The following is a 19,628-nucleotide window of genomic DNA, read 5'->3' as shown; positions in this document are numbered from 1 at the left end:
TGACGCCTTGTGCCGGAAACCAGCCAGGTTCCTCCGCTGCTCGCCGACCCGTGGCCCGACACTCCGCACGGTGCCGGGAAGCTCCCCCACGGCTTCCAGATGGTCGAGCACTCCCACCAGGAAGGTCAGCTGGTCTACGCGGCGGCCGGAGCCCTGGCCATCACGACCGAACGGGGCACCTGGGTCGCGCCCGCCAACCGGCTGACCTGGACACCTCCGGGTTTCAAGCACGCGCACCGCTTCTACGGCGAGACCGACGTACGGATCCTCGCGGTCCCGGCCGAACTGTGCGGCGAACTGGTCGCGTATCCCAGCGTCTTCGCTGTGAGCGCCCTGGTGCGCGAGGTGCTGCTGGCGCTCACCGACCGCACCGAGACCCGTCCCGGCGCGTACGACCGGCTGCGCGCCGTGATGATCGACGAGCTGGTCGAAGCCCCGCAGCCGTCGTTGCACCTGCCCGAACCCCACGACGACCGGCTCCGCGCCGTCACCGACCGGCTTCATGCCGATCCCAGCTACAAGGGGACGCTGGCCGAGCTGGGCCGCGCGGTGGGGGCGAGCGAGCGCACGCTGAGCCGCTTGTTCCACGCCGAGCTCGGCATGAGTTTCCATCGGTGGCGCACCATTCTGCGCGTCCACCACGGCCTGATCCATCTCACCAACGGCCGCTCGGTCACCGAGACCGCCGGCGCGTGCGGCTGGTCGAACCCGACCAGTTTCATCGAGGGGTTCACCGAGGTCGTCGGCCAGACGCCGGGCCGCTACCAGGCCGACCTGCGCAACGACCGGCCGTGAACCGGCGCCGCGTGGGTGATCGGTTCTCTGATCGTCTGCGCTGCTGCCGGCGGCTCGCTCGTCTACAAGCTTCGCCAACGCGCGCGGCCGATCGCCCGCTTCGTGATGGTGGTGGCCGGGCTGCAGGTGCTCGCCGCGCCGGCCGAGTTGTTTCACCAGCAATCGGTCTCGGTCGGCGGCGTGGTGCGAGCGGTGGTGGGTGGCGGAGTCACCGTTCTGTTGACCCTGCCGCAGTCGCGCGAATGGTTCCGGTCGCGTGTCGCGAGCGGTTCGGTCAACTCAGCGTGATCCGGAAGCTGCTGTCGGAATCGAGCAGCCCGCCGAAAGGGTCGACGGTCAGTCGGACCGGGCCGCCGCCCGGGCAGGTCAAAGCCCACGTCCCGGTGACGACGCTGCGCGGAAGGCTCGCTCCGCGCGGGAAGCCTGGATCGGCGCTCACCTGACAGGCGCTGGTGTCCGTGCCGGCCTCGACCGACGTCATGTCCCACTGGGTTGTGCGGTTGCCGCCGTAGGTGCCGTTGAGCACGAGCTCGATCCGGTCGCCGGTCCTGGTGGCGGATTTGACTGCGATTTGCAGTACGTGGTCCGGCCGCGGCTCGGCAAACTCCGGCCGCATCGTCGTGGGCTGGTCGGGTGCAACCGGGGCCGCTGACACGGGGGCGGCCGCGGCATCGTCGGTCGCCGTGTCCTTCGACCCGGCACAGGCCGACATCGCGGCCATGAGTACGGCCACACCTGCGTACAGCAAGCAGGTTTTCTGTCGCATCATCGCCTCCGGCAACCATCGAACGTCGGGACTCGATGACCATCCTCTGTGGAACAACCGAGGTGGTCCATGCCGCACCGGTGCGGCATGGACGACGCGGGCCCCGTCGGCGACACTCTGGAAATCGCCGGGACACGGCCGGGCGTCAGGCCAACGGGGGCCGGGCGAAGAACGAGCTGTCCGTACGGAACGGGTCGCTGCCGTCGGACTGGTCGATCCAGAGCTGGTCGCCGACGCGGCGGAGGTAGAAGCCGCGGTAGTTGAACGACTCCAGCGAGACGCTGCCGGTGACCGATCCGGTCCGGCCGCAGAATGTGGCGTCGCCGCGGAACAGGACGGTGCCCTCGTCCGCGCCGAGCTGCAACCGGAACGAGGAATGACGCAAGTAGCGGTTGTCGGGAGCGATCAACGAGATGCAGGACGGGTCGGCCAGGCCCGGCACCGCTCGCAGGGTGGCCCGTTCGCGGTCCGCGGCGGCGCTCGCCGGGCCGACCGGCTCGAGCGCACCGTCCTCCCCGAACACGGTCACGTACCGGCCCGGCGCGGCGACCGATTCCAGGGACACCGGCCCGGTCCTCAGCGGGGACGCGGCACCGGGCTGCGACGAGCCCGAGCCGGTGCGGTGCGGCAGCGCGGGTGCGGTGGCCCACCCAGTGGCGGGAACCGTCACGCCCACGGCGAGGACCCCGGCACCGATGGCGGCGGCCAGGGGATGGGCGACGGCCGCTTGCACCACCCCGCCCGCCCACTGGGCGACACCGGTGGTCACCGCGGGCGTTACCCCGGCCGTCTTGGCCAGGGTGGCGCTCGCGAGCGCGACGGGCACCGGCAGCAGCAACAGTGCGGGCAGCAGCCGGTCGGCGGGCACCAGCGGCCGGGCCGTACGGGTGCAGACGGGGCAGGACCGTACGTGGCGCCCGATCCGCTTCCGCCAGTAGGGGCCCGGAATCCCGTCCCAGCCCGCCACGACCTCACCGAGCAGGTCGCAGCCGGGTACCGCCTCCAGCGCCGCGACGATGCCCCGGCCGGTCTCCAGCTGCTCGCGCATCCGCTGGATCCGTACGCCCGCGTGGGGCACGCCGACGCCGAGACCGACGGCCACCTCGGCCCGGGTGAGTTCGCCGATCAGCTCGAGCCACCACAGCGCGAACACCGTGCGCTCGGCCGGGCCCATCCATTGCGCGGCGTGGCGGACCTGACGGCGCTGCTCGTCCAGCTCGACCCGCAGCACGGCCGGCCCTTCCACGTCGGCGGCCGCATCCGGACGGTCGACCGCCAGGCCCAGCGAGGCGGCGCGGCCGGACGTACGCCGCTCCCGCGCCGCATGCGTGCCGATCTCGTGTACGGCGATCACCGTCAGCCATGACCGGAACTTCGCGGGCGACTTCAGATCACCGAGCTGCCTGAGGGCGCGGACCATGATGTCCTGCACCACGTCGTCCACCTGCCCGGCGTCGACCACCGGCCGGACCAGGTGATAGACGATCGGCAGGTAGCGGCGGGCCAGCTCGTCCAGCGCCTCCCGGTCACCGGCCCGGGCCGCGCGGACGATGTCGTCGGTGTCGCGTCGTGCCTGAATCATGGGTGACCTCCGTCCGGTGAACGCTCACACTCCCGCGATCGGATCGTAGGAGCGCCCTCGTCGGCGTTCAAGGTGGACGGCGACCGCGGACCACCTCGGCGCATAACAGAAATTCACTTGGATTAGAGGGAGAGCCTGCTCGGAAACGGTCCCAGAAATGGCACTGAAAAACCGTGATGAGAAATGCTTCCGCCGATGAATGGCACGGTCCCGGCACGCGCTGTTAACGTTCATTTTCCGTTTCCCCGCGGATCGCCGCTATCCCCGCCCCATTCCCCGAGAGGACATCCGTGAAATCATCCCGAACCCGTCGCCGGTGGCTGGCCGCCGCCACCGGCCTCGTGACCGCGCTGGCCGGCGGCCTGCTCACGGTCGTCAACGCCCCCGCCGCCTCGGCCGCCACCATCGACACCAGCGCCTGGTACGTGCTGGTCAACCGCAACAGCGGCAAGGCCCTCGACGTCTACAACCTGGCCACCACCGACGGCGCCCGCATCACCCAGTGGGCCCGCAACGACGGCAACCAGCAGCAGTGGCAGTTCGTCGACTCCGGCGGCGGGCAGTACCGCCTCAAGTCCCGCCTGTCCGGCAAGGTGCTCGACGTCTACAACTTCTCGACCGCCGACGGCGGCTCGATCGTGCAATGGACGGACAACAACACCACCAACCAGCAGTTCAGCGTCCAGGACATCGACGGCTACATCCAGCTGATCAACCGCAACAGCGGCAAGGCGCTGGAGGTGCAGGGCGGTTCCACCGCCGACGGGGCGAACATCGTCCAGTACAGCGACTGGAACGGCGCCAACCAGCAGTGGCAGATGGTCCGGGTCGGTGGCGGTTCCGATCCGACGACACCGCCGCCGTCGGGCTCCTGCACGCTCCCGTCGTCATACCGGTGGTCGTCCACCGGCGCGCTGGCGACGCCCCGGTCGGGCTGGGTGTCGCTCAAGGACTTCACCACCGCCCCGTACAACGGACGGCAACTCGTCTACGCCACCACGCACGACTACGGATCGACATGGGGCTCGATGAACTTCGGCCTGCTCAGCAACTGGTCCGACATGGGATCGGCGAGCCAGAACGCGATGTCCTCGGCCACCGTGGCGCCGTCGCTGTTCTACTTCGCCCCGAAGAACATCTGGGTCCTGGCCTACCAATGGGGCGGGCCGGCGTTCTCCTACCGCACGTCGAGCGACCCGACCAACCCCAACGGCTGGTCGGCACCCCAGACGCTGTTCACCGGCAGCATCTCCGGCTCCGGCACGGGGCCGATCGACCAGGCGCTCATCGGTGACAGCCAGAACATGTACCTGTTCTTCGCCGGTGACAACGGCAAGATCTACCGCGCGAGCATGCCGATCGGGAACTTCCCGGGCAGCTTCGGCTCGTCCTACACCACGATCATGAGCGACTCGACGAACAACCTGTTCGAGGCGCCCCAGGTCTACAAGGTGCAGGGCCAGAACCAGTACCTCATGATCGTCGAAGCCATCGGCGCCAACGGCCGCTACTTCCGCTCCTTCACCGCCTCGAGCCTGAGCGGTTCGTGGACCCCGCAGGCCGCCACCGAGGGCAACCCGTTCGCGGGCAAGGCCAACAGCGGCGCCACCTGGACCAACGACATCAGCCACGGTGAGCTCATCCGGGTCAGCGCCGACCAGACCATGACCGTCGACCCCTGCAACCTGCAACTGCTCTATCAGGGCCGCTCCCCCAGCTCGGGCGGCGACTACGGCCTGCTGCCGTACCGCCCGGGTCTGCTCACCCGCCAACGCTGACGGTGTATTGAGCCCCGCGGCCCCGGCTGCTCCTTTGATCGCACGATCAGGGAGCCCCGCGGCCTAGGCTGCTCCTTGATCGCACGATCAGGGAGCAGCCGAGGCTACTTCCGGCCAGGCTTCTTCGGAGGCTTCGGCTTGGCTTTTTTCGGCCCGTGAACGAGTTTCGGCTCGGGACCGAGCTTCGGCGCGGGCGCCTTCTTCCCCGCCTTCTTCGGCGCTGACAATTTCTTCGCCACGGGAGCGACCACCGCCCGTACGGTGGTCCCGGGTGCAGCGGTGGACGGCCGGGCCTCGGGCGTACCACTGGTCGCCGGGGCGGACGGCACGGTGGCCGCTCCCGCCCGGGCCGGTTCGGCCGGGCCGTCATCGGTCCACCAGACGCCGGCCCCGAGCAGCAAGCCGGTGGCCACGCCGGCCCCGATCAGCACCGCACGACCGGGACGACGGCGGCTCACCGCGGGCAGGGACACCGTCGGCGCGGTCACGCTGCGCATCAGAGTGGCGGACGGCAGCCCGGCGACCTCCCCGAGCACCTCGGCGATCGTGATCGCGCTCGGGCGGTCGCCGGGGTTCTTGCTCAGACAGCGCGACACGAGCCGGGCGACCGCGGGCGGAAGACCGGGGAGGGGCGGAAGCGGTGCGGGCTTGGCATAGACGTGGGCCCGGACCATCTGGGTGACGGTCGACGCCTCCCACGGCATCCGTCCGGTCAGGGCCAGATACATGACCAGGCCGAGGGCGTAGACGTCGGTCGCGGGGCGGACCGGGCCGCCTTCGATGCGCTCGGGGGCCAGATAGGCCGGGGTGCCCAGCAGCTGCCCGGCGTGGCCGTCGAACGCGCCGACCGCGGCCGAGATGCCGAAGTCCACCAGCTTCACGCCCGCGCTGGTCACCATGACGTTCGCGGGTTTGACGTCGCGGTGCACGACCCCGTCGGCGTGGGCGGCCGCCAGGGCCGCCGCCACCTGGGCCCCGATCAGCGTCACTACCTTCCACGGGAGCCGGCCGCCGGTCAGCAGGTCGGCCAGGGTCCGGCCGTCCACCAGCTCCATCACGACGTACGAGAGGGTGCGCGCACCGTCGGCGAACTCGCCGTAGTCGTAGACGGCGACGACGTTGGTGTGCCGCAGCCGCGCCGCCGCCCGGGCCTCGTCGCGGATCTGCCGTTGCCGGTCCGGATCTCCGGCCAGCCGGACGGACAGCACCTTGACCGCCACCTCGCGGCCCAGCACCTCGTCGTCGGCCCGCCACACGAGCGACATGCCGCCCTGCCCCAGCACTTCACGGAGCCGGTAGCGCCCGGCGATCAGCTGCCCTCGATTCACGGGCCGTCTGTTTCCCCGGTGGCCGCGGGTAAACCTGGCCCGGCCCACGGGTGGTCGTAACGGCTTTTCAGACACGAGTTTCCGCACATCCCGCGAGCATCCCCCTTTTGCCATCTCGACCGTAAGTTTCGGTACTGGATGCCAGCGAGACGAACCACGTCGACGTACGGGAGAAATTTGCGCCACAAAACAGCAGGCAGATGCCCCTACAAGCCGTTCGGAACCGCTGATAACTTCCGGAAGTTCTCCGGAACATATTGTTTCCGCGGTATTACCCGTGCCACCATGACCGGAAATCGAAGCCTGTCGTTCTTCGCTCCGGGCCGCACAGATCCCCACCACCGCCAGATCGGGCCGCGTCGCCCGTGCTGCCGCCTGCCCGGAACGCGGAACCGAGAAGGGAGACCCCCGTGGCAGCCCCATCCCCTCGCTCGCCGCGACTCCGGCTGCTCCTCAGCGGTGCCGTCGCCGCCCTCACGGCGGCCGGCGTGATCGCGGTGATGCCGAATGCGAGCGCCGCCGAAAGCACGCTGGGCGCCGCAGCCGCGCAGTCGGGCCGGTACTTCGGCACGGCCATCGCCGCGAGCCGGCTCGGCAACTCGGCCTACACCACCATCGCCGCCCGTGAGTTCAACATGATCACGGCCGAGAACGAGATGAAGCCGGACGCCACCCAGCCCAACCGGGGCCAGTTCAATTTCAGCTCGGGCGACCAGATCTACAACTGGGCCACCCAGCGCGGCCTCAAGGTCCGTGGCCACACGCTCGCCTGGCACGCCCAGCAACCGGGCTGGATGCAGAGCCTCAGCGGCAGCAGCCTGCGGCAGGCCATGATCGATCACATCAACGGCGTGATGGCCCACTACAAGGGCAAGCTCGCGGCCTGGGACGTGGTGAACGAGGCGTTCAACGAGGACGGCAGCCGGCGCTCGTCCAACCTGCAGGGCACCGGCAACGACTGGATCGAGGTGGCGTTCCGCACCGCGCGCAACGCCGACCCGTCGGTCAAGCTCTGCTACAACGACTACAACATCGAGAACTGGTCGTACGGCAAGACGCAGGGCGTCTACAACATGATCCGGGACTTCAAGTCCCGCGGCGTGCCGATCGACTGCGTGGGCCTGCAGACCCACTTCACCGGCGGCAGCTCACTGCCGGGCAACTTCCAGTCCACGCTGTCCAGCTTCGCCGCGCTCGGCGTGGACGTGGCGCTGACCGAGGTCGACGTCACCAACGCGTCGACGTCCCAGTACGCCGGGCTGACCCAGGCCTGCCTCAACGTGCCCCGCTGCATCGGCATCACGGTGTGGGGCGTACGGGACAGCGACTCGTGGCGCTCCAGCGAGAGCCCGCTGCTGTTCGACGGCAACGGCAACAAGAAGGCGGCGTACAGCTCGGTGCTCAACGTCCTCAACTCGACCGGGCCGACCAACCCCACCACTCCCCCGCCGTCGGGGAACGGAACACGGATCCTCGGCGCCCAGTCCGGCCGCTGCGTCGACGTGCCCGGCTCCTCGCAGAACAACGGCACGCGGGTGCAGCTCTACGACTGCAACGGCCAGAGCAACCAGCAGTGGACGCTCACTTCGAGCAAGCAGCTGACCGTGTACGGCTCGAGGTGCCTGGACGCGGCCGGTTCCGGCAACGGCTCGGCGGTGCAGATCTACAGCTGCAACGGCCAGACCAACCAGCAGTGGAACGTCAACAGCAACGGCACCATCACCGGTGTCCAGTCCGGACGCTGCCTGGACGTGTGGGGCACCGGTAACGGCCAGCAGGTGCAGCTCTACGACTGCAACGGCCAGGCCAACCAGCGGTTCAGCCTCGGCTGACACCCGTCCCCATCCCCCATCCCCTCACCAGAAGGACGCACTCTCATGACCGCAGTTCGTTCCCGCCGAAGAATCCTCGTCGGCGCCGTCTGCGCCGTGGCCCTGACGGTCACCGGTGTGCTCACGGCCGGCACCGCGCACGCCGAGTCCGATCGGACCGTCAGCTCGAGCACCACCGGCACGCACAACGGCTACTACTTCTCGTTCTGGAAGGACAGCGGCAACGCCAGCATGACGCTGCGCGCCGACGGCCGGTACACCAGCAGCTGGGACCGCAGCACCAACAACTGGGTCGGCGGCAAGGGCTGGGCCACCGGCACCCGCCGCACGGTGACCTACTCGGGCAGCTACAACCCCGGGAACAACAACAGCTATCTCGCCCTGTACGGCTGGACGCGCAACCCGCTCATCGAGTACTACATCGTCGAGAACTTCGGCAGCTACAACCCGAGCAGCGGTGCGCAGCGCCTCGGCTCGGTCACCACCGACGGCGGCACGTACGACATCCTCCGCAGCCAGCGGGTCAACGCGCCCTCGATCGACGGCACCCGGACCTTCTACCAGTACTGGAGCGTCCGGCAGTCGAAGCGCAGCAGCGGCACCATCACGGTCGCCAACCACTTCGACGCCTGGGCCCGCGCCGGCCTGAACCTGGGCAGCCACAGCTACCAGATCATGGCGACCGAGGGCTACCAGAGCCAGGGCAGCTCCGACATCACCGTCCGCGAGGGCAGCGGGAGCGGGAGCGGCGGCGGCAACGGCGGCGGCGGCACCAGCAACTGCACCGCCGTGCTCTCGGCGGGCGAGCAGTTCGGTGACCGCTTCAACCTCAACGTCGCGGTCCAGAACACCAGCAGCTGGACCGTCGGGCTCACGCTCAACGGCGGCCAGAGCATCCAGAACAGCTGGAACGCCTCGGTCAGCGGAACCACCGGGACCGTCACGGCCCGGCCGAACGGCAACGGCAACAACTTCGGCGTGACCATCATGGCCAACGGCAACTGGACCTGGCCCACCGTCACCTGCCAGACCAGCTGACGCTCGACAACGGGTGGCGCGGTGGCCCCGGCCGCCGCGCCCCCACCACGCTCCGGACGGCGCGCCCCCACCACGCTCCGGACGGCGTGCTCCCACCACGCTCCCACCAGTGGAAGGTTCTTCATGACGATTGCCAACCCCACTGTCTCCCCCGTCGGTGACGGCGGGCCCGGCGACTGGATGATCCGCAATCCGGTGCTGCCCGGCTTCCACCCCGACCCGTCGATCCTGCGGGTGGGCGCCGACTACTACATCGCCACGTCGACGTTCGAGTGGTTCCCGGGCGTACGGGTGCACCACTCGACCGACCTCGTGCACTGGCAGCCGCTCGGCGGTGTGCTGACCGAGAACAGACTGCTCGACCTCACCGGGGCGGCCGACTCCTGCGGCATCTGGGCGCCCAATCTCACGTACGCCCACGGGTTGTTCCACCTGCTCTACACCGACGTGGGCACGTTCGCGGGCGGCTATTGGGACCCGCAGAACTATCTGGTCACCGCGCCCGCCATCACCGGTCCGTGGTCGGACCCGGTGGTGCTGCACGGCCGCGGATTCGACTCGTCGCTGTTCCACGACGCAGACGGCGCCACCTGGATGCTGTCGATGCGCGCGGACTGGCGTCCCGGCCGCAACCGCTTCGCCGGCATCGAGATCCAGCGCTACGACCGGGACGAGCGCCGCCTGACCGGCCCGGCCCACCTCATCTTCGAGGGCACCGGCGCCGGTCTGACCGAGGCGCCCAACGTCTACCGCCAGGACGGCTGGTACTACCTGATCACTGCCGAGGGCGGCACCAGCTGGGCCCACCAGGTCACCGTCGCCCGGTCCCGGCACCTTCTCGGCCCGTACGAGGTGGACCCGGGCGGGCCGCTGCTGACCTCGGCCGGCCGCCCGGAGCTGACGTTGCAGAAGGCCGGTCACGGCAGCCTGGTGCAGACGGCCGACGGCGAGTGGTACCTGGCCCATCTGGCGGCACGGCCCTACACCCCGTACGGACGCTGTGTTCTCGGACGTGAGGCCGCGCTGCAGAAGGTGGAGTGGGAGGCCGGCGCCTGGCCCCGGATCCGCGACGGCGTGCCGGCTGACCACGTCCCGGCCCCGGCCGGCGCCACGGTCATCACGCGGCCGCCGTCCTCCGAGCTGTTCGAGGACGACCACTTCGACGCGCCCGCGCTCGGCCCCAACTGGTCGACGCTGCGCCGCCCGGCCGCACCGGACTGGATCGACCTGTCCGCCCGGCCCTCCAACCTGAGGATCCACGGTGGCCAGTCGCCGATGGCACGGCACCGGCCGAGCCTGGTGGCCCGCCGGGTGACGGCGCGGCGGTGCACGTTCGAGGCGACGTGCGAGTTCGAGCCCCGCAACCCGCGGCAGCTGGCCGGGATCACGGCCTACTACAACTCGCGCAACTGGTACTACCTGCATCTGACGGCCGACGACGACGGCACACCGGTCCTCGATCTGCTCGTCTGCGACAGCGGGCACGTCACCACGGTGCCGGGCGTGCAGACCGTCGTCGACGGCATACCCCGCCTCGGGCTGCGGATCCGCTTCGACGGCCCGCTCCTGACCTTCGCCTACACCACGAATCCGGGCGCGGCACCGGTCTGGTACGACCTCGGGCGCGCCTTCGACGCCACCACCCTGTCCGACGAGTACGCCGCGACGATCGTCCCCGGCGAACCCGAGGCGTGGGGCTTCACCGGGGCCTTCGTCGGGCTCTGGGTGCAGGATCTGGGCGCCGAGGGCGGCTACGCCGACTTCGACCGGGCCGCCTATCGCGCGACCTGACTCACAGCTCCGATGGTCATGCCGTGTCGTTCAGTCGCAGGGTTGCTTCGGACCGGGTGTCGGTGACGGTCACGGACGCCGTACGGGCGCCGTCGCTGAGCCGGTAGTCGCCGGGGAAGCCGCGCACCTCGATGTGCCCGGCGGCATCCGTCCGTACGGTCGTCGGAGGCAGCCACCACTCCCCTTTCACCAGGCCCCGCAACGCCGCGTAGGCGGGTTTGGGGGTGCCGTCGGCGCGGATCAGTCCACAGGGGGCGCCGAGCCGGCTGTCGTTGTCCGACAGCCCCCAATAGGTGATCGCCTGGACCGAGGGGTGCGAGAGCAGTGTGCGGTAGTGCCGCACGATCTCGTCGGCCTGCCGCTGCTCGCCTTCCGGCGTGGAGGGCCACCACGGGGGCCGGTAGTTGCGGGGCGGCGCCGGGTCGCCGGACAGCAGCGTGGTCTCGGTGATGTGGATCGGCAGGCCGAACCGCGCGAACCGTCCGAGGATCGCGAGCGTCCTCTCCTCACCGCAGTAACCCCGGTGCATGTGGCACTGCAGGCCGAGCGCGTCGACCGGGACCTCCGCCTCGAGGACGCTCTCGATCAGAGATTCCTGCGCCGGTGTCACGTCGAAGTCGTTGAGCAGCAACGTCACCTCCGGCCCGGCCGCGGTGACCGCCAGGCGAGCCGACGCGGGGCGGCCACGCTCGCCGGCGGTCAGCGTGCGCCAGACCAGCGGGTGCCCCCGGACGCGGCAGCCGTGGGCGGCGAACCACTCCGCGGCCCGGCGCAGCCGGTTCGAGCCGGGCCGCCCGCGTCCGGGCTCGGACGTCTCTCGGTAGAAGGGCAAGGTGGCGGTGTTGAAGATGTCGAGCCACAGGGCGGCCATCGCGGGATCCGGGCCGGTCTCCTCGTCCGTCATCGGGACGAGCTCGAAGCCGGAGTTGCCGAACGCGAAGGCGTGGGCGCGCTGCTCGACGACGACGTCGTGCCGGCTCAGCGGGTGTCCGTGGGGGTCGAGAACCGTGACTCCGGCCGTACGGATCCGATGCCCGATCTGCGTTGCCGACACTGCGGACCCCCTGCGTGGACTGGGCTTTTGCAACTTCCGAGGAGTTGCGAAACGTTTCAGTTCCATGAGCGAGCGCCAATTCGGGAAGTGCACGTTAACAACACTTCCATCTCATGGTGTTGTACATCTTGACATGCACATTGGTCACTTCATAGCTTGGCTTCACATTCCGGAAACACTCCGAAACTTTCGGTTCCGAGAGGTGACTTCATGGCGCCTAGACGACTTTTTGCTGCCGCGGCCGCTCTGGCTTTGAGCACGGCGACCCTGGCTGCCTGCAGCGGCGGTGACGACGACAGCGGCGGCTCCGGTTCGGGCGGCGCCGTCACGATGACGCTCTGGCACAACTCCACGACCGGCCCCGGCAAGGCGTACTGGGAAAAAGCGGTGGCCGACTTCCAGACCGCCAACCCGAACGTCAAGATCAAGATCCAATCGATCCAGAACGAGGATCTGGACGGCAAACTGCAGACCTCGCTGAACTCCGGATCCGCGCCCGACATCTTCCTGCAGCGGGGCGGCGGCAAGATGGCCGCGATGGTCGAGGCGGGTCAGCTCAAGGACATCACCGGCGACGTCACCGACGCGACCAAGCAGGCGATCGGCGACGCCGCCCTGGGCACCGGCCAGGTCGACGGCAAGACCTACGCCGTACCGGTATCGATTCTTCCCGGCGGTTTCTGGTACAGCAAGAACACCTTCCAGAAGGCCGGCGTGACAACCACACCGACCACAATGGACGAGCTGGGTACGGTGGCGGGCAAACTCAAGGCCAACGGGACGCCGATCGCGCTCGGCGCCAAGGACGCCTGGCCGGCCGCTCACTGGTACTACTTCTTCGCCCTGCGCGCGTGCAGCCAGGCCTCGCTCGACGCCGCGGCCAAGGAGAAGAACTTCACCGACCCCTGCTGGACCAAGGCGGGCGAGGACCTCAAGGCGTTCGCCGGCACCCAGCCCTTCAACAACGGCTTCCTGACCACCTCGGCCCAGCAGGGCGCCGGCAGCTCGGCCGGGCTGCTCGCCAACGGCAAGGCGGGCATGGAACTGATGGGATCCTGGGACCCGGGCGTGATCGCCGGCCTGACGAAGGACAAGAAGCCACTGCCCGACCTCGGATTCTTCCCCTTCCCGGCGGTGCCCGGCGGTCAGGGCGACCCGGCCGCGATCATGGGCGGCGCGGACGGCTTCTCGTGCTCGGCGCAGGCGCCCAAGGAATGCGCCGTCTTCCTCAACTACATCCTCACCAAGCCGCTGCAGGAGGCGTACTACAAGGCCTTCAACTCGCTGCCGGTCAGCAAGGAGGCCCAGGGGGCGGTCACCGAGGACTATCTCAAGGCTGTGCTCGAGGCCTACAACAAGGCGCCGTACGTGTCGCAGTGGCTCGACACGGTGTACGGCCAGAACGTCGGCAACGCCCTGAACGTCGGCGTCGTCAACCTGCTGGCCGGCAAGGGCGACGTCGCCGGGATCATCAAAGCCGTCAACGACGCGGCCAAGAAGGGCTGAGCGTGACGGTCACCCGCCTACGGGACGGAGGCGGCGTGCAGGCGCCGTCTCCGTTGCGCCCCCGCCGGCGCGGCATCGGCTGGGCCCAGCGACTCGAGATCGTGGCGCTGTCCGGCCCGGCGATCCTGGTCTTCGTCGGCTTCGTGATCCTGCCGGTCCTGATGGCCGCGTACTACGGCTTCTACAAGTGGAAGGGCTTCGGGAAGCCGACCAACTTCGTCGGGCTCGACAACTACGTCACGATCCTGCAGGACACCGCGTTCCACGAGGCGCTGTGGCACAACGCCGAGATCCTCGTGCTCTCGCTCGTCCTGCAGGGCCCGGTCGCGGTCGGGCTGGCCCTGCTGCTCAACCGGCGGATGCGGGGCCAGTCCGTGATCCGGGTGCTCATCTTCGTCCCGTACGTGATCTCGGAAGTCATCACCGGCACGGCCTGGGCCCTGATGCTGCAGACCAACGGTGCGATCAACGACGTGCTGCGCTCGATCGGACTGGGCGGGCTGGCCGAGGACTGGCTGGCCGACCCGGAACTGGCCATCTGGTCGCTGATGATCATCCTGACCTGGAAGTACGTCGGGTTCGCGGTGATCCTGTTCCTGGCCGGCATGCAGAACATCCCCGACGAGCTGTCCGAGGCGGCGGCGGTCGACGGCGCGTCGTTCTGGCAGATCCAGCGGCACATCACGCTGCCGCTGCTCGGGCCGACGATCCGGATCTGGGCGTTCCTGTCGATCATCGGCTCGCTGCAGCTGTTCGACCTCGTCTACATCATCTGGGGCCAGTACGTCGCCTCGACCGCCGGCACGTCCACGATGGCCACCTACATGGTCGTGGAGGGCCGGAACGCGGCCAACTACGGCTACGGCAACGCGGTGGCGGTCGTGCTCTTCGTCATCTCGATGGTCATCGCGCTGATCTACCAGCGTTTCGTTCTGCGCCGGGACACCGAGGGCGCGCTCACCGGAGGACAGTAGACATGAGCCGGCGCAACCCCATCGTCTACCTCGTGGCCCTGATGCTGGTCGGTCTCATGCTCGGGCCGGTCATCTACATCATCCTCGGCGGGTTCCGCACCAACTCGCAGATCACCGTCGCCCCGGCCGGGCTGCCCGACCCGTGGGTGGCCGGCAACTACACCGAGATCCTGTCCGGCGGCGCGTTCTGGCGCCAGGTCGGCAACTCGACGATCGCGGCGGTGGTCACCACCGTCGCGGTGGTCACCCTGGGCGTCATGGCCAGTTACGTCCTGGCCCGGTACAGCTTCCGCGGCCGCGGCGCGATGTACGCGCTGTTCGCCGCCGGGCTGATGTTCCCGGCCACGGTCGCCATCACGCCGCTCTACCTGCTGGTGAAGAACCTGGGCCTGGTGAACACGCTGCCCGGCGTCATCCTGCCGCAGATCGCCTTCGGACTGCCGACCACGATCATCATCCTGGTGCCGTTCCTGCGGGCCATCCCCAAGGAGATCGAGGAGGCCGCCGCCATCGACCGGTGCAGCCGGCTCGGCTTCTTCTGGCGCATGGTGCTGCCGCTGTCGGTGCCCGGCCTGATCACGACCGGGATCCTGGCGTTCATCGGCAGCTGGAACAGCTATCTGCTGCCGCTGTTCATCCTCAACGACCAGGACAGCTTCACCCTGCCGCTCGGCGTGCAGGCGTTCGCCTCGCAATACTCGGTCGACACGGCCAAGGTGCTCGCCTTCACCTCGCTGTCCATGATTCCGGCGCTGGTCTTCTTCAGCCTCTTCGAGCGCCGGATCGTCGGCGGCCTCACCGGCGCCGTCAAAGGTTAGGCGGGGAAGCCAACGCCTGCAGCGCGTCGCGCAGACCGGCCCGGCCGCGCAGCCCGAGCTTCGGGAAGACCTGGTAGAGGTGCGAACCGACCGTGCGGTGGGACAGGAAGAGCCGTTCGCCGATCTCCTTGCTCGTGAGCCCGGCCGCCGCCAGCTCCGCGATCTCCCGCTCGCGGGCCGTCAGCTCCGGCGGCCGGTTCCGGGCGCGGGGGCGTGACAGCCCGGTCGCCCGCAGCTCGTTCTCGGCTCGTTCCCGCCACGGCGACGCCCCAACGCCGCGGTTCCGGCGGCGATCAGCCCGAACCGGGTTGACTTCCATCTCGAAATTCTCGCCGGGCCGGGCGCAACGGCCCAGACCGAGTTCCCGGACGTGGACGCGAGCCTGTCGGTGAACGGCTACAACCACGTCTGCCTGTCGGTCGACAGCGTCGACGACACGCTGGCCGAGCTCCGCCGCCGCGGCGTGGACGTCGTCAACGCGCCCTTCGAGATCGACGACATCAGCGCCCGGCTGGCCTTCTTCCGTGACCCGTGGGGCAACATGTTCGAGATCTCGGAGCGGATCGGCGCCGATCACGCTCATTGATCTCAGGCCGGCACCGGCACCAGCCACTTGAGGATCAGAGCCGGGCCGGGCCGGTTTCGTGGTCCCAGAGCCAAGCGGTGAGCCGGCTGATCGCCCGGTCGCGGTGGCGGCGGTAGGTGTTGAACGACAGGTGCAGCGTGGCGGCAACCCTGGCCTGTGTGGTCGTCGGCCGCAGGAACGTCCGGCTCATCAGGTCGGCCAGGGCGGGGTCCAGGGTGCCGATGCCCGCCTCTATCAGCTCCCGCAGCGCCACCATCCGGCCGCTTTCATCCGGGGCCTTTTGCCGCAAAATTCTCGACCGCAGCAGCGGGTTCGTCCGCAACCGGTCCGGGTCGTGCAGGTGGCGTAGCGCGGCGCGGACCGCGTCGGCGAACTCCGGCTCGGCGAGCACCGGCACGCCGTCCTCTTCGCTCGCCCGGTCGTTCGACACACCCAGCTGCCGGTCGTACAGCGCTCGCGCCCACTCCGTCCCGTCGACGCGGCGCCAGTCGTGGGCGAACACCGCGTACGACGTCGGGCCCACCTCGTACTCCGCGCCGTCGGCCGGCCAGAAGTCGAGAAAGCCCATGGCCGGGCCCCACAGATCGGCGTCCTCCCACGCCCCGGCCAGGCTCCAGGCCGTGTCGGCGCCCAGCAGCAGGATGTCGAGCATCTGATCGGCGACGAACAGGGTCATGGACGGCGACGGGCGCTGACCCTGGTCGCGGTCGAGGAAGAAACGCCAGGCCCGGATCCGCTCACCGGAGCGGGGCGGGCCGTGCTTGACGGCGTACCGCCACATCGAGTCGACACCGGGATCAGCGCCCAGGTCGGCCTCGGTCAGGTCCAGGCAGGCGGCGTAGCCCCGGAGTTCCTGGTCGGCATCGCGGAAGATGTGAAAGGCCTCCGGGCGGCGGTTCATCCAGTACGCGACCAGGCGCGCCTGCTCCCGGCCCTGCCACGCGGCCGTCATCGCGGCGATCGGCCCCTGGTCGTCGTGGCGCAGGTCGTCGACGTACGCGCCGAACGTCGGTGGCAACGCGTTCAGTGCGGTGAGCCGGGAACGGGCGCCGTTGAGCACGACCATCCGTGCGACCAGTTCGAGTTGCTCCCGCCGCCCGGTCACGGCCCGCACCTGGTCCTGGAAGGCGGCGAGCTTGCGACGGTAGTTGTCGGCGTGCCGCTGCGGGTCACGCCAGCGCAGGTCGGCGTCGAGGACGTCGCGGACGATGTCGTGCGGAAACAGTCCGTACGGACCCTCGTCGACGAACGACTGTGCGCGGAGCCAGGCGAACAGCTCGCCGGCGTCGTCGCCGAGCATCGAGCGCAGGTAGTTCTCGGTGGTGGCCGGCACCAGCGCGCAGGCTTCGAGCGCGATCCGGTGCCGGGCGCTCGGCGCCTCCGCGAGCAGCCGCGTCACCAGGGCGCCCACCACGTCGGGGACGTCGTTCAGGCCGCGCGGCGTGACTCCACGGCGCACCGCGTCGGTCAGCAGCGCCAGGGTGAGCGGGTGGCCGTGCGCGATCGACAGAAGCCGCGGCTGCAGCGCCGCCGCGACGTTCTGGGCGGCCAGATATCCGGCCCCGTCATCGGCGGACAGACGGCCCAGCGGTACGACCCGGGTCAGTTCCCGCCACGCCGGATCGGCCCGCCACGGCGGCCGCGGCGCCCTCCGTCCGGCGATCACGACCAGGCAGTCCGCCGGCAACGACGGCAGGTAATGCTCGCGAATCCAGTCGTCGAGGGGTTCCAGCAGCTCGTACGTGTCGAGGAAAAGCACCGGACTCGGCACGCCGGACAGCCCGGGCAGCGCGCCGGGGGCCAGGTGCCGGGCGTCGATGCGAACCGGAACACGGCCCAGCTCGGCGGCGATCTCCGCGAACCGATTGAGCAGCCAGGTCTTGCCCACCCCGCCGACACCGTGCACGAACAGCACGCCGGGGCCGGCCATCGCCGCGCGGAACAGGGCGATCTCCGCGTCGCGGCCTACGAACGACCGGCGCCGCAGGCCGTCCAGGGTGTCCGCGAGCCGGGCCATCCGCCGACTGTAACCGTCGGCCGGTAGGCACCGGATGGGCAGCATCATGGGCAGTCGTGTGGGCTCCGGCCCGTCGATGATGGGTGGCATGTCAGATTTTCCGAGCAACTGGGGCCGCTGGGGTGACAGCGACCAGCGCGGCGCCGTCAATCTCATCACCGACGAGGTGCGCGCCCGCGGCGTTGCCGAGGCCCGCATCGGCCTGACCGTGTCGATCGCCCGGGCCACCACGCCGTTCCCTCTGACCGGCGGGCCGATGGCACCGACGACCGCGGCCACGACCGCGGTGCAGACGGCCATGCTGTTCACCGGTTTCGGAGCTCCGGCCATGGCCGAGGTGATGATCGTGACTACTCACCACCCCGAGGTCACCCACCTGGACGGCCTGGGGCACTGGGCCGAGGGTGGCCGCGTGTACCCCGGTGTCGACGTGGCGGACAGCTCCGGCCCCACCGGTGTGCGGCACGGCGCCGCTGACGTCTACGGCGATGGCATCCTCACCCGTGGGGTTCTGCTCGACCTGGCCCCGGGCCGACGGTTGAGTCCCGGACACCCGGTGACCGGTGCTGACCTGGACACGGCGGCGGCCCGCGCGGGCGTACGGGTGCTGCCGGGCGACGCCCTGGTGGTCCGCGGGGGCTGGGACCGGGTCGTCGACGGCGACCAGCCGCTGCCGGGGATGACCCTCGACGCGGTCCGTTGGATGCACGAACACGGGATCGCCGTCTACGCCGGTGACATCGGCGATGCGCGGCCACCGCTTCCGGGCGAGACACCTGGCGCCCTGCACCGGTTCGCGCTGGGCCGGTTGGCCATCCCGCTGATCGACGCCGCCGATCCGGAGAACCTGGCCGCGGTCTGTGAGCGGTTGGAGAGGTGGACGTTCCAGTTCGTGGTCGCCGCCCCTCGGATCGTCGGCACCACGGGACTACCGGTCAATCCCCTGGCCGTCTTCTGAGCCGCGGCCGGCGGTCCGCTCGCCTGCGCCGGCATGGACGCTCCAGTCTGCCTCCTGAGCATCCATCGAGCGTTTCAGACCGAACGTTCTCCCCGCTAGAATGGGTGCATGACCCGCGGCGCCACCGAAACCCGTCCCTCCGAAGCCCGGCAGCGGCTTCTCAGCACGGCCACCCAGATCTTCTACGCCGACGGCATCCACTCCGTCGGCGTCGACCGCATCATCGCCGACGCCAAGGTCACCCGGGCCACCTTCTATCGGCATTTCCCCAGCAAGGACGACCTGGTGGTGACCTATCTGCAGGAGGTTCACCAGATGGAGCGGGCCGCCTTCACCGCGGCCATCGCCGCCCACTCGACGGCGGCCGACTCCCTGCTGGCCATCGCCGAAGCCATCGCCGCGAACATCCGGACGGCGGGTTTCCGCGGGTGCGCCTTCCTGAACGCCGCCGCCGAGTTCCCCGACGTCAACCACCCGGTGCACCAGCAGATCATCGCCCATCGCCAGTGGTTCCTCGACACGCTGACCACGCTGATGGCGCAGGTCGCCGAGGATTCATCGGACGCCGCCGCCCGTCACTTCGTCATGCTGCGCGACGGCGCCATGGCGGCCGGCTGCCTGTTCGACCCCGCCCTGGTGGTCGACACTTTCCTGCGCGGCGTCGAGGGTCTGGTCCGCATCCACGGCCAGCGCGAGTCCGCCTCCGCCGCGTAGCCTCGACGGCGGTCCGCTGCTGGGGGAACAGAGCGGACCGCCGCCTCCTTCGCGCCCGGGCCGTGTGGCTCTAAGCACGTCCGGGCGCGAG

At 69.7% G+C, this 19,628-nt stretch carries 18 protein-coding genes; 12 read left to right on the top strand and 6 right to left on the bottom strand.

Annotation, left to right across the window (positions count from 1 at the left end; translation table 11 throughout):
- Positions 1 to 9: 9 nt before the first annotated feature.
- Together JIG36_RS27865 and JIG36_RS27860 are read left to right on the top strand one after the other, a co-directional pair.
- Complete coding sequence (locus JIG36_RS27865; protein ID WP_307872937.1) at positions 10 to 795, top strand: AraC family transcriptional regulator; 786 nt, start codon at positions 10 to 12, stop codon at positions 793 to 795.
- A 15-nt stretch (positions 796 to 810) separates the two neighbouring features.
- Positions 811 to 1,083: a hypothetical protein gene (locus JIG36_RS27860; RefSeq protein ID WP_203379366.1), complete on the top strand. Its 273-nt coding sequence runs from the start codon at positions 811 to 813 to the stop codon at positions 1,081 to 1,083.
- Here JIG36_RS27860 and JIG36_RS27855 read toward each other — a convergent pair.
- Complete coding sequence (locus tag JIG36_RS27855; RefSeq protein WP_203379365.1) at positions 1,070 to 1,576, bottom strand: hypothetical protein; 507 nt, start codon at positions 1,574 to 1,576, stop codon at positions 1,070 to 1,072. The genes JIG36_RS27860 and JIG36_RS27855 overlap by 14 nt on opposite strands.
- Before the next feature lie 130 nt (positions 1,577 to 1,706).
- Positions 1,707 to 3,143 carry a sigma-70 family RNA polymerase sigma factor gene (locus JIG36_RS27850; protein ID WP_203379364.1) on the bottom strand — a complete coding sequence of 479 codons (1,437 nt, stop codon included), beginning with the start codon at positions 3,141 to 3,143 and terminating at the stop codon, positions 1,707 to 1,709.
- A 341-nt stretch (positions 3,144 to 3,484) separates the two neighbouring features.
- On the opposite strand from JIG36_RS27850, the gene JIG36_RS27845 reads away from it, so the two are divergent.
- Entirely contained in the window at positions 3,485 to 4,921 is a 1,437-nt protein-coding gene (locus JIG36_RS27845; RefSeq protein ID WP_203379526.1) for a non-reducing end alpha-L-arabinofuranosidase family hydrolase, read from the top strand.
- A gap of 104 nt (positions 4,922 to 5,025) precedes the next feature.
- Here the strand turns inward: JIG36_RS27845 and JIG36_RS27840 are convergent, their stop codons facing one another.
- A complete protein-coding gene (locus tag JIG36_RS27840; RefSeq protein ID WP_307872936.1) occupies positions 5,026 to 6,249 on the bottom strand; it encodes a serine/threonine-protein kinase in 1,224 nt (407 codons plus the stop codon).
- A gap of 410 nt (positions 6,250 to 6,659) precedes the next feature.
- Here JIG36_RS27840 and JIG36_RS27835 point away from each other — a divergent pair, with 410 nt between their 5' ends.
- From JIG36_RS27835 to JIG36_RS27825, 3 genes are all read left to right on the top strand, one after another.
- Positions 6,660 to 8,081: an endo-1,4-beta-xylanase gene (locus tag JIG36_RS27835; protein WP_203379362.1), complete on the top strand. Its 1,422-nt coding sequence runs from the start codon at positions 6,660 to 6,662 to the stop codon at positions 8,079 to 8,081.
- 45 nt (positions 8,082 to 8,126) lie between these two features.
- A complete protein-coding gene (locus JIG36_RS27830) occupies positions 8,127 to 9,119 on the top strand; it encodes a glycoside hydrolase family 11 protein (protein WP_203379361.1) in 993 nt (330 codons plus the stop codon).
- Between the two features lie 123 nt (positions 9,120 to 9,242).
- Positions 9,243 to 10,910 (top strand): glycoside hydrolase family 43 protein, encoded by a 1,668-nt coding sequence (locus JIG36_RS27825; RefSeq protein ID WP_236048362.1) that lies wholly within the window; start codon positions 9,243 to 9,245, stop codon positions 10,908 to 10,910.
- A gap of 16 nt (positions 10,911 to 10,926) precedes the next feature.
- On the opposite strand, the gene JIG36_RS27820 is transcribed toward JIG36_RS27825, so the two are convergent.
- The gene (locus JIG36_RS27820; protein WP_307872935.1) at positions 10,927 to 11,964 is read right to left on the bottom strand and encodes an endo-1,4-beta-xylanase; all 1,038 of its coding nucleotides are present in this window, start codon (positions 11,962 to 11,964) and stop codon (positions 10,927 to 10,929) included.
- A gap of 210 nt (positions 11,965 to 12,174) precedes the next feature.
- On the opposite strand from JIG36_RS27820, the gene JIG36_RS27815 reads away from it, so the two are divergent.
- From JIG36_RS27815 to JIG36_RS27805, 3 genes are read left to right on the top strand one after another with little or no spacing between them, the layout of a single operon-like run.
- Positions 12,175 to 13,470: an ABC transporter substrate-binding protein gene (locus tag JIG36_RS27815; protein WP_203379359.1), complete on the top strand. Its 1,296-nt coding sequence runs from the start codon at positions 12,175 to 12,177 to the stop codon at positions 13,468 to 13,470.
- Positions 13,471 to 13,472: 2 nt separating this feature from the next.
- Positions 13,473 to 14,444, top strand: a complete 972-nt coding sequence (locus tag JIG36_RS27810; RefSeq protein ID WP_203379358.1) for a carbohydrate ABC transporter permease — start codon at positions 13,473 to 13,475, stop codon at positions 14,442 to 14,444.
- A gap of 2 nt (positions 14,445 to 14,446) precedes the next feature.
- On the top strand, positions 14,447 to 15,262 hold the full coding sequence (locus JIG36_RS27805; protein ID WP_203379357.1) for a carbohydrate ABC transporter permease: 816 nt from the start codon (positions 14,447 to 14,449) through the stop codon (positions 15,260 to 15,262).
- Here JIG36_RS27805 and JIG36_RS27800 read toward each other — a convergent pair.
- Complete coding sequence (locus tag JIG36_RS27800; RefSeq protein ID WP_203379356.1) at positions 15,252 to 15,581, bottom strand: response regulator transcription factor; 330 nt, start codon at positions 15,579 to 15,581, stop codon at positions 15,252 to 15,254. The two genes, JIG36_RS27805 and JIG36_RS27800, sit on opposite strands and share 11 nt — an antisense overlap.
- Between JIG36_RS27800 and JIG36_RS27795 the strand changes: the two genes are divergently transcribed.
- Positions 15,555 to 15,848, top strand: coding sequence for a VOC family protein (locus JIG36_RS27795; protein WP_307872943.1), 294 nt, complete (start codon positions 15,555 to 15,557; stop codon positions 15,846 to 15,848). The two genes, JIG36_RS27800 and JIG36_RS27795, sit on opposite strands and share 27 nt — an antisense overlap.
- Before the next feature lie 34 nt (positions 15,849 to 15,882).
- Here JIG36_RS27795 and JIG36_RS27790 read toward each other — a convergent pair whose 3' ends face one another.
- The gene (locus JIG36_RS27790) at positions 15,883 to 17,865 is read right to left on the bottom strand and encodes an ATP-binding protein (RefSeq protein ID WP_203379354.1); all 1,983 of its coding nucleotides are present in this window, start codon (positions 17,863 to 17,865) and stop codon (positions 15,883 to 15,885) included.
- Positions 17,866 to 17,953: 88 nt separating this feature from the next.
- Here JIG36_RS27790 and JIG36_RS27785 point away from each other — a divergent pair, with 88 nt between their 5' ends.
- A complete protein-coding gene (locus tag JIG36_RS27785; protein ID WP_203379353.1) occupies positions 17,954 to 18,823 on the top strand; it encodes a cyclase family protein in 870 nt (289 codons plus the stop codon).
- A gap of 108 nt (positions 18,824 to 18,931) precedes the next feature.
- A complete protein-coding gene (locus JIG36_RS27780) occupies positions 18,932 to 19,537 on the top strand; it encodes a TetR/AcrR family transcriptional regulator (protein WP_203379352.1) in 606 nt (201 codons plus the stop codon).
- The last annotated feature ends 91 nt before the right edge of the window (positions 19,538 to 19,628 follow it).

Source organism: Paractinoplanes ovalisporus, from assembly GCF_016834655.1.
Taxonomy (GTDB): domain Bacteria; phylum Actinomycetota; class Actinomycetes; order Mycobacteriales; family Micromonosporaceae; genus Actinoplanes; species Actinoplanes ovalisporus.
This window is presented reverse-complemented; position numbering and strand designations above follow the sequence as displayed.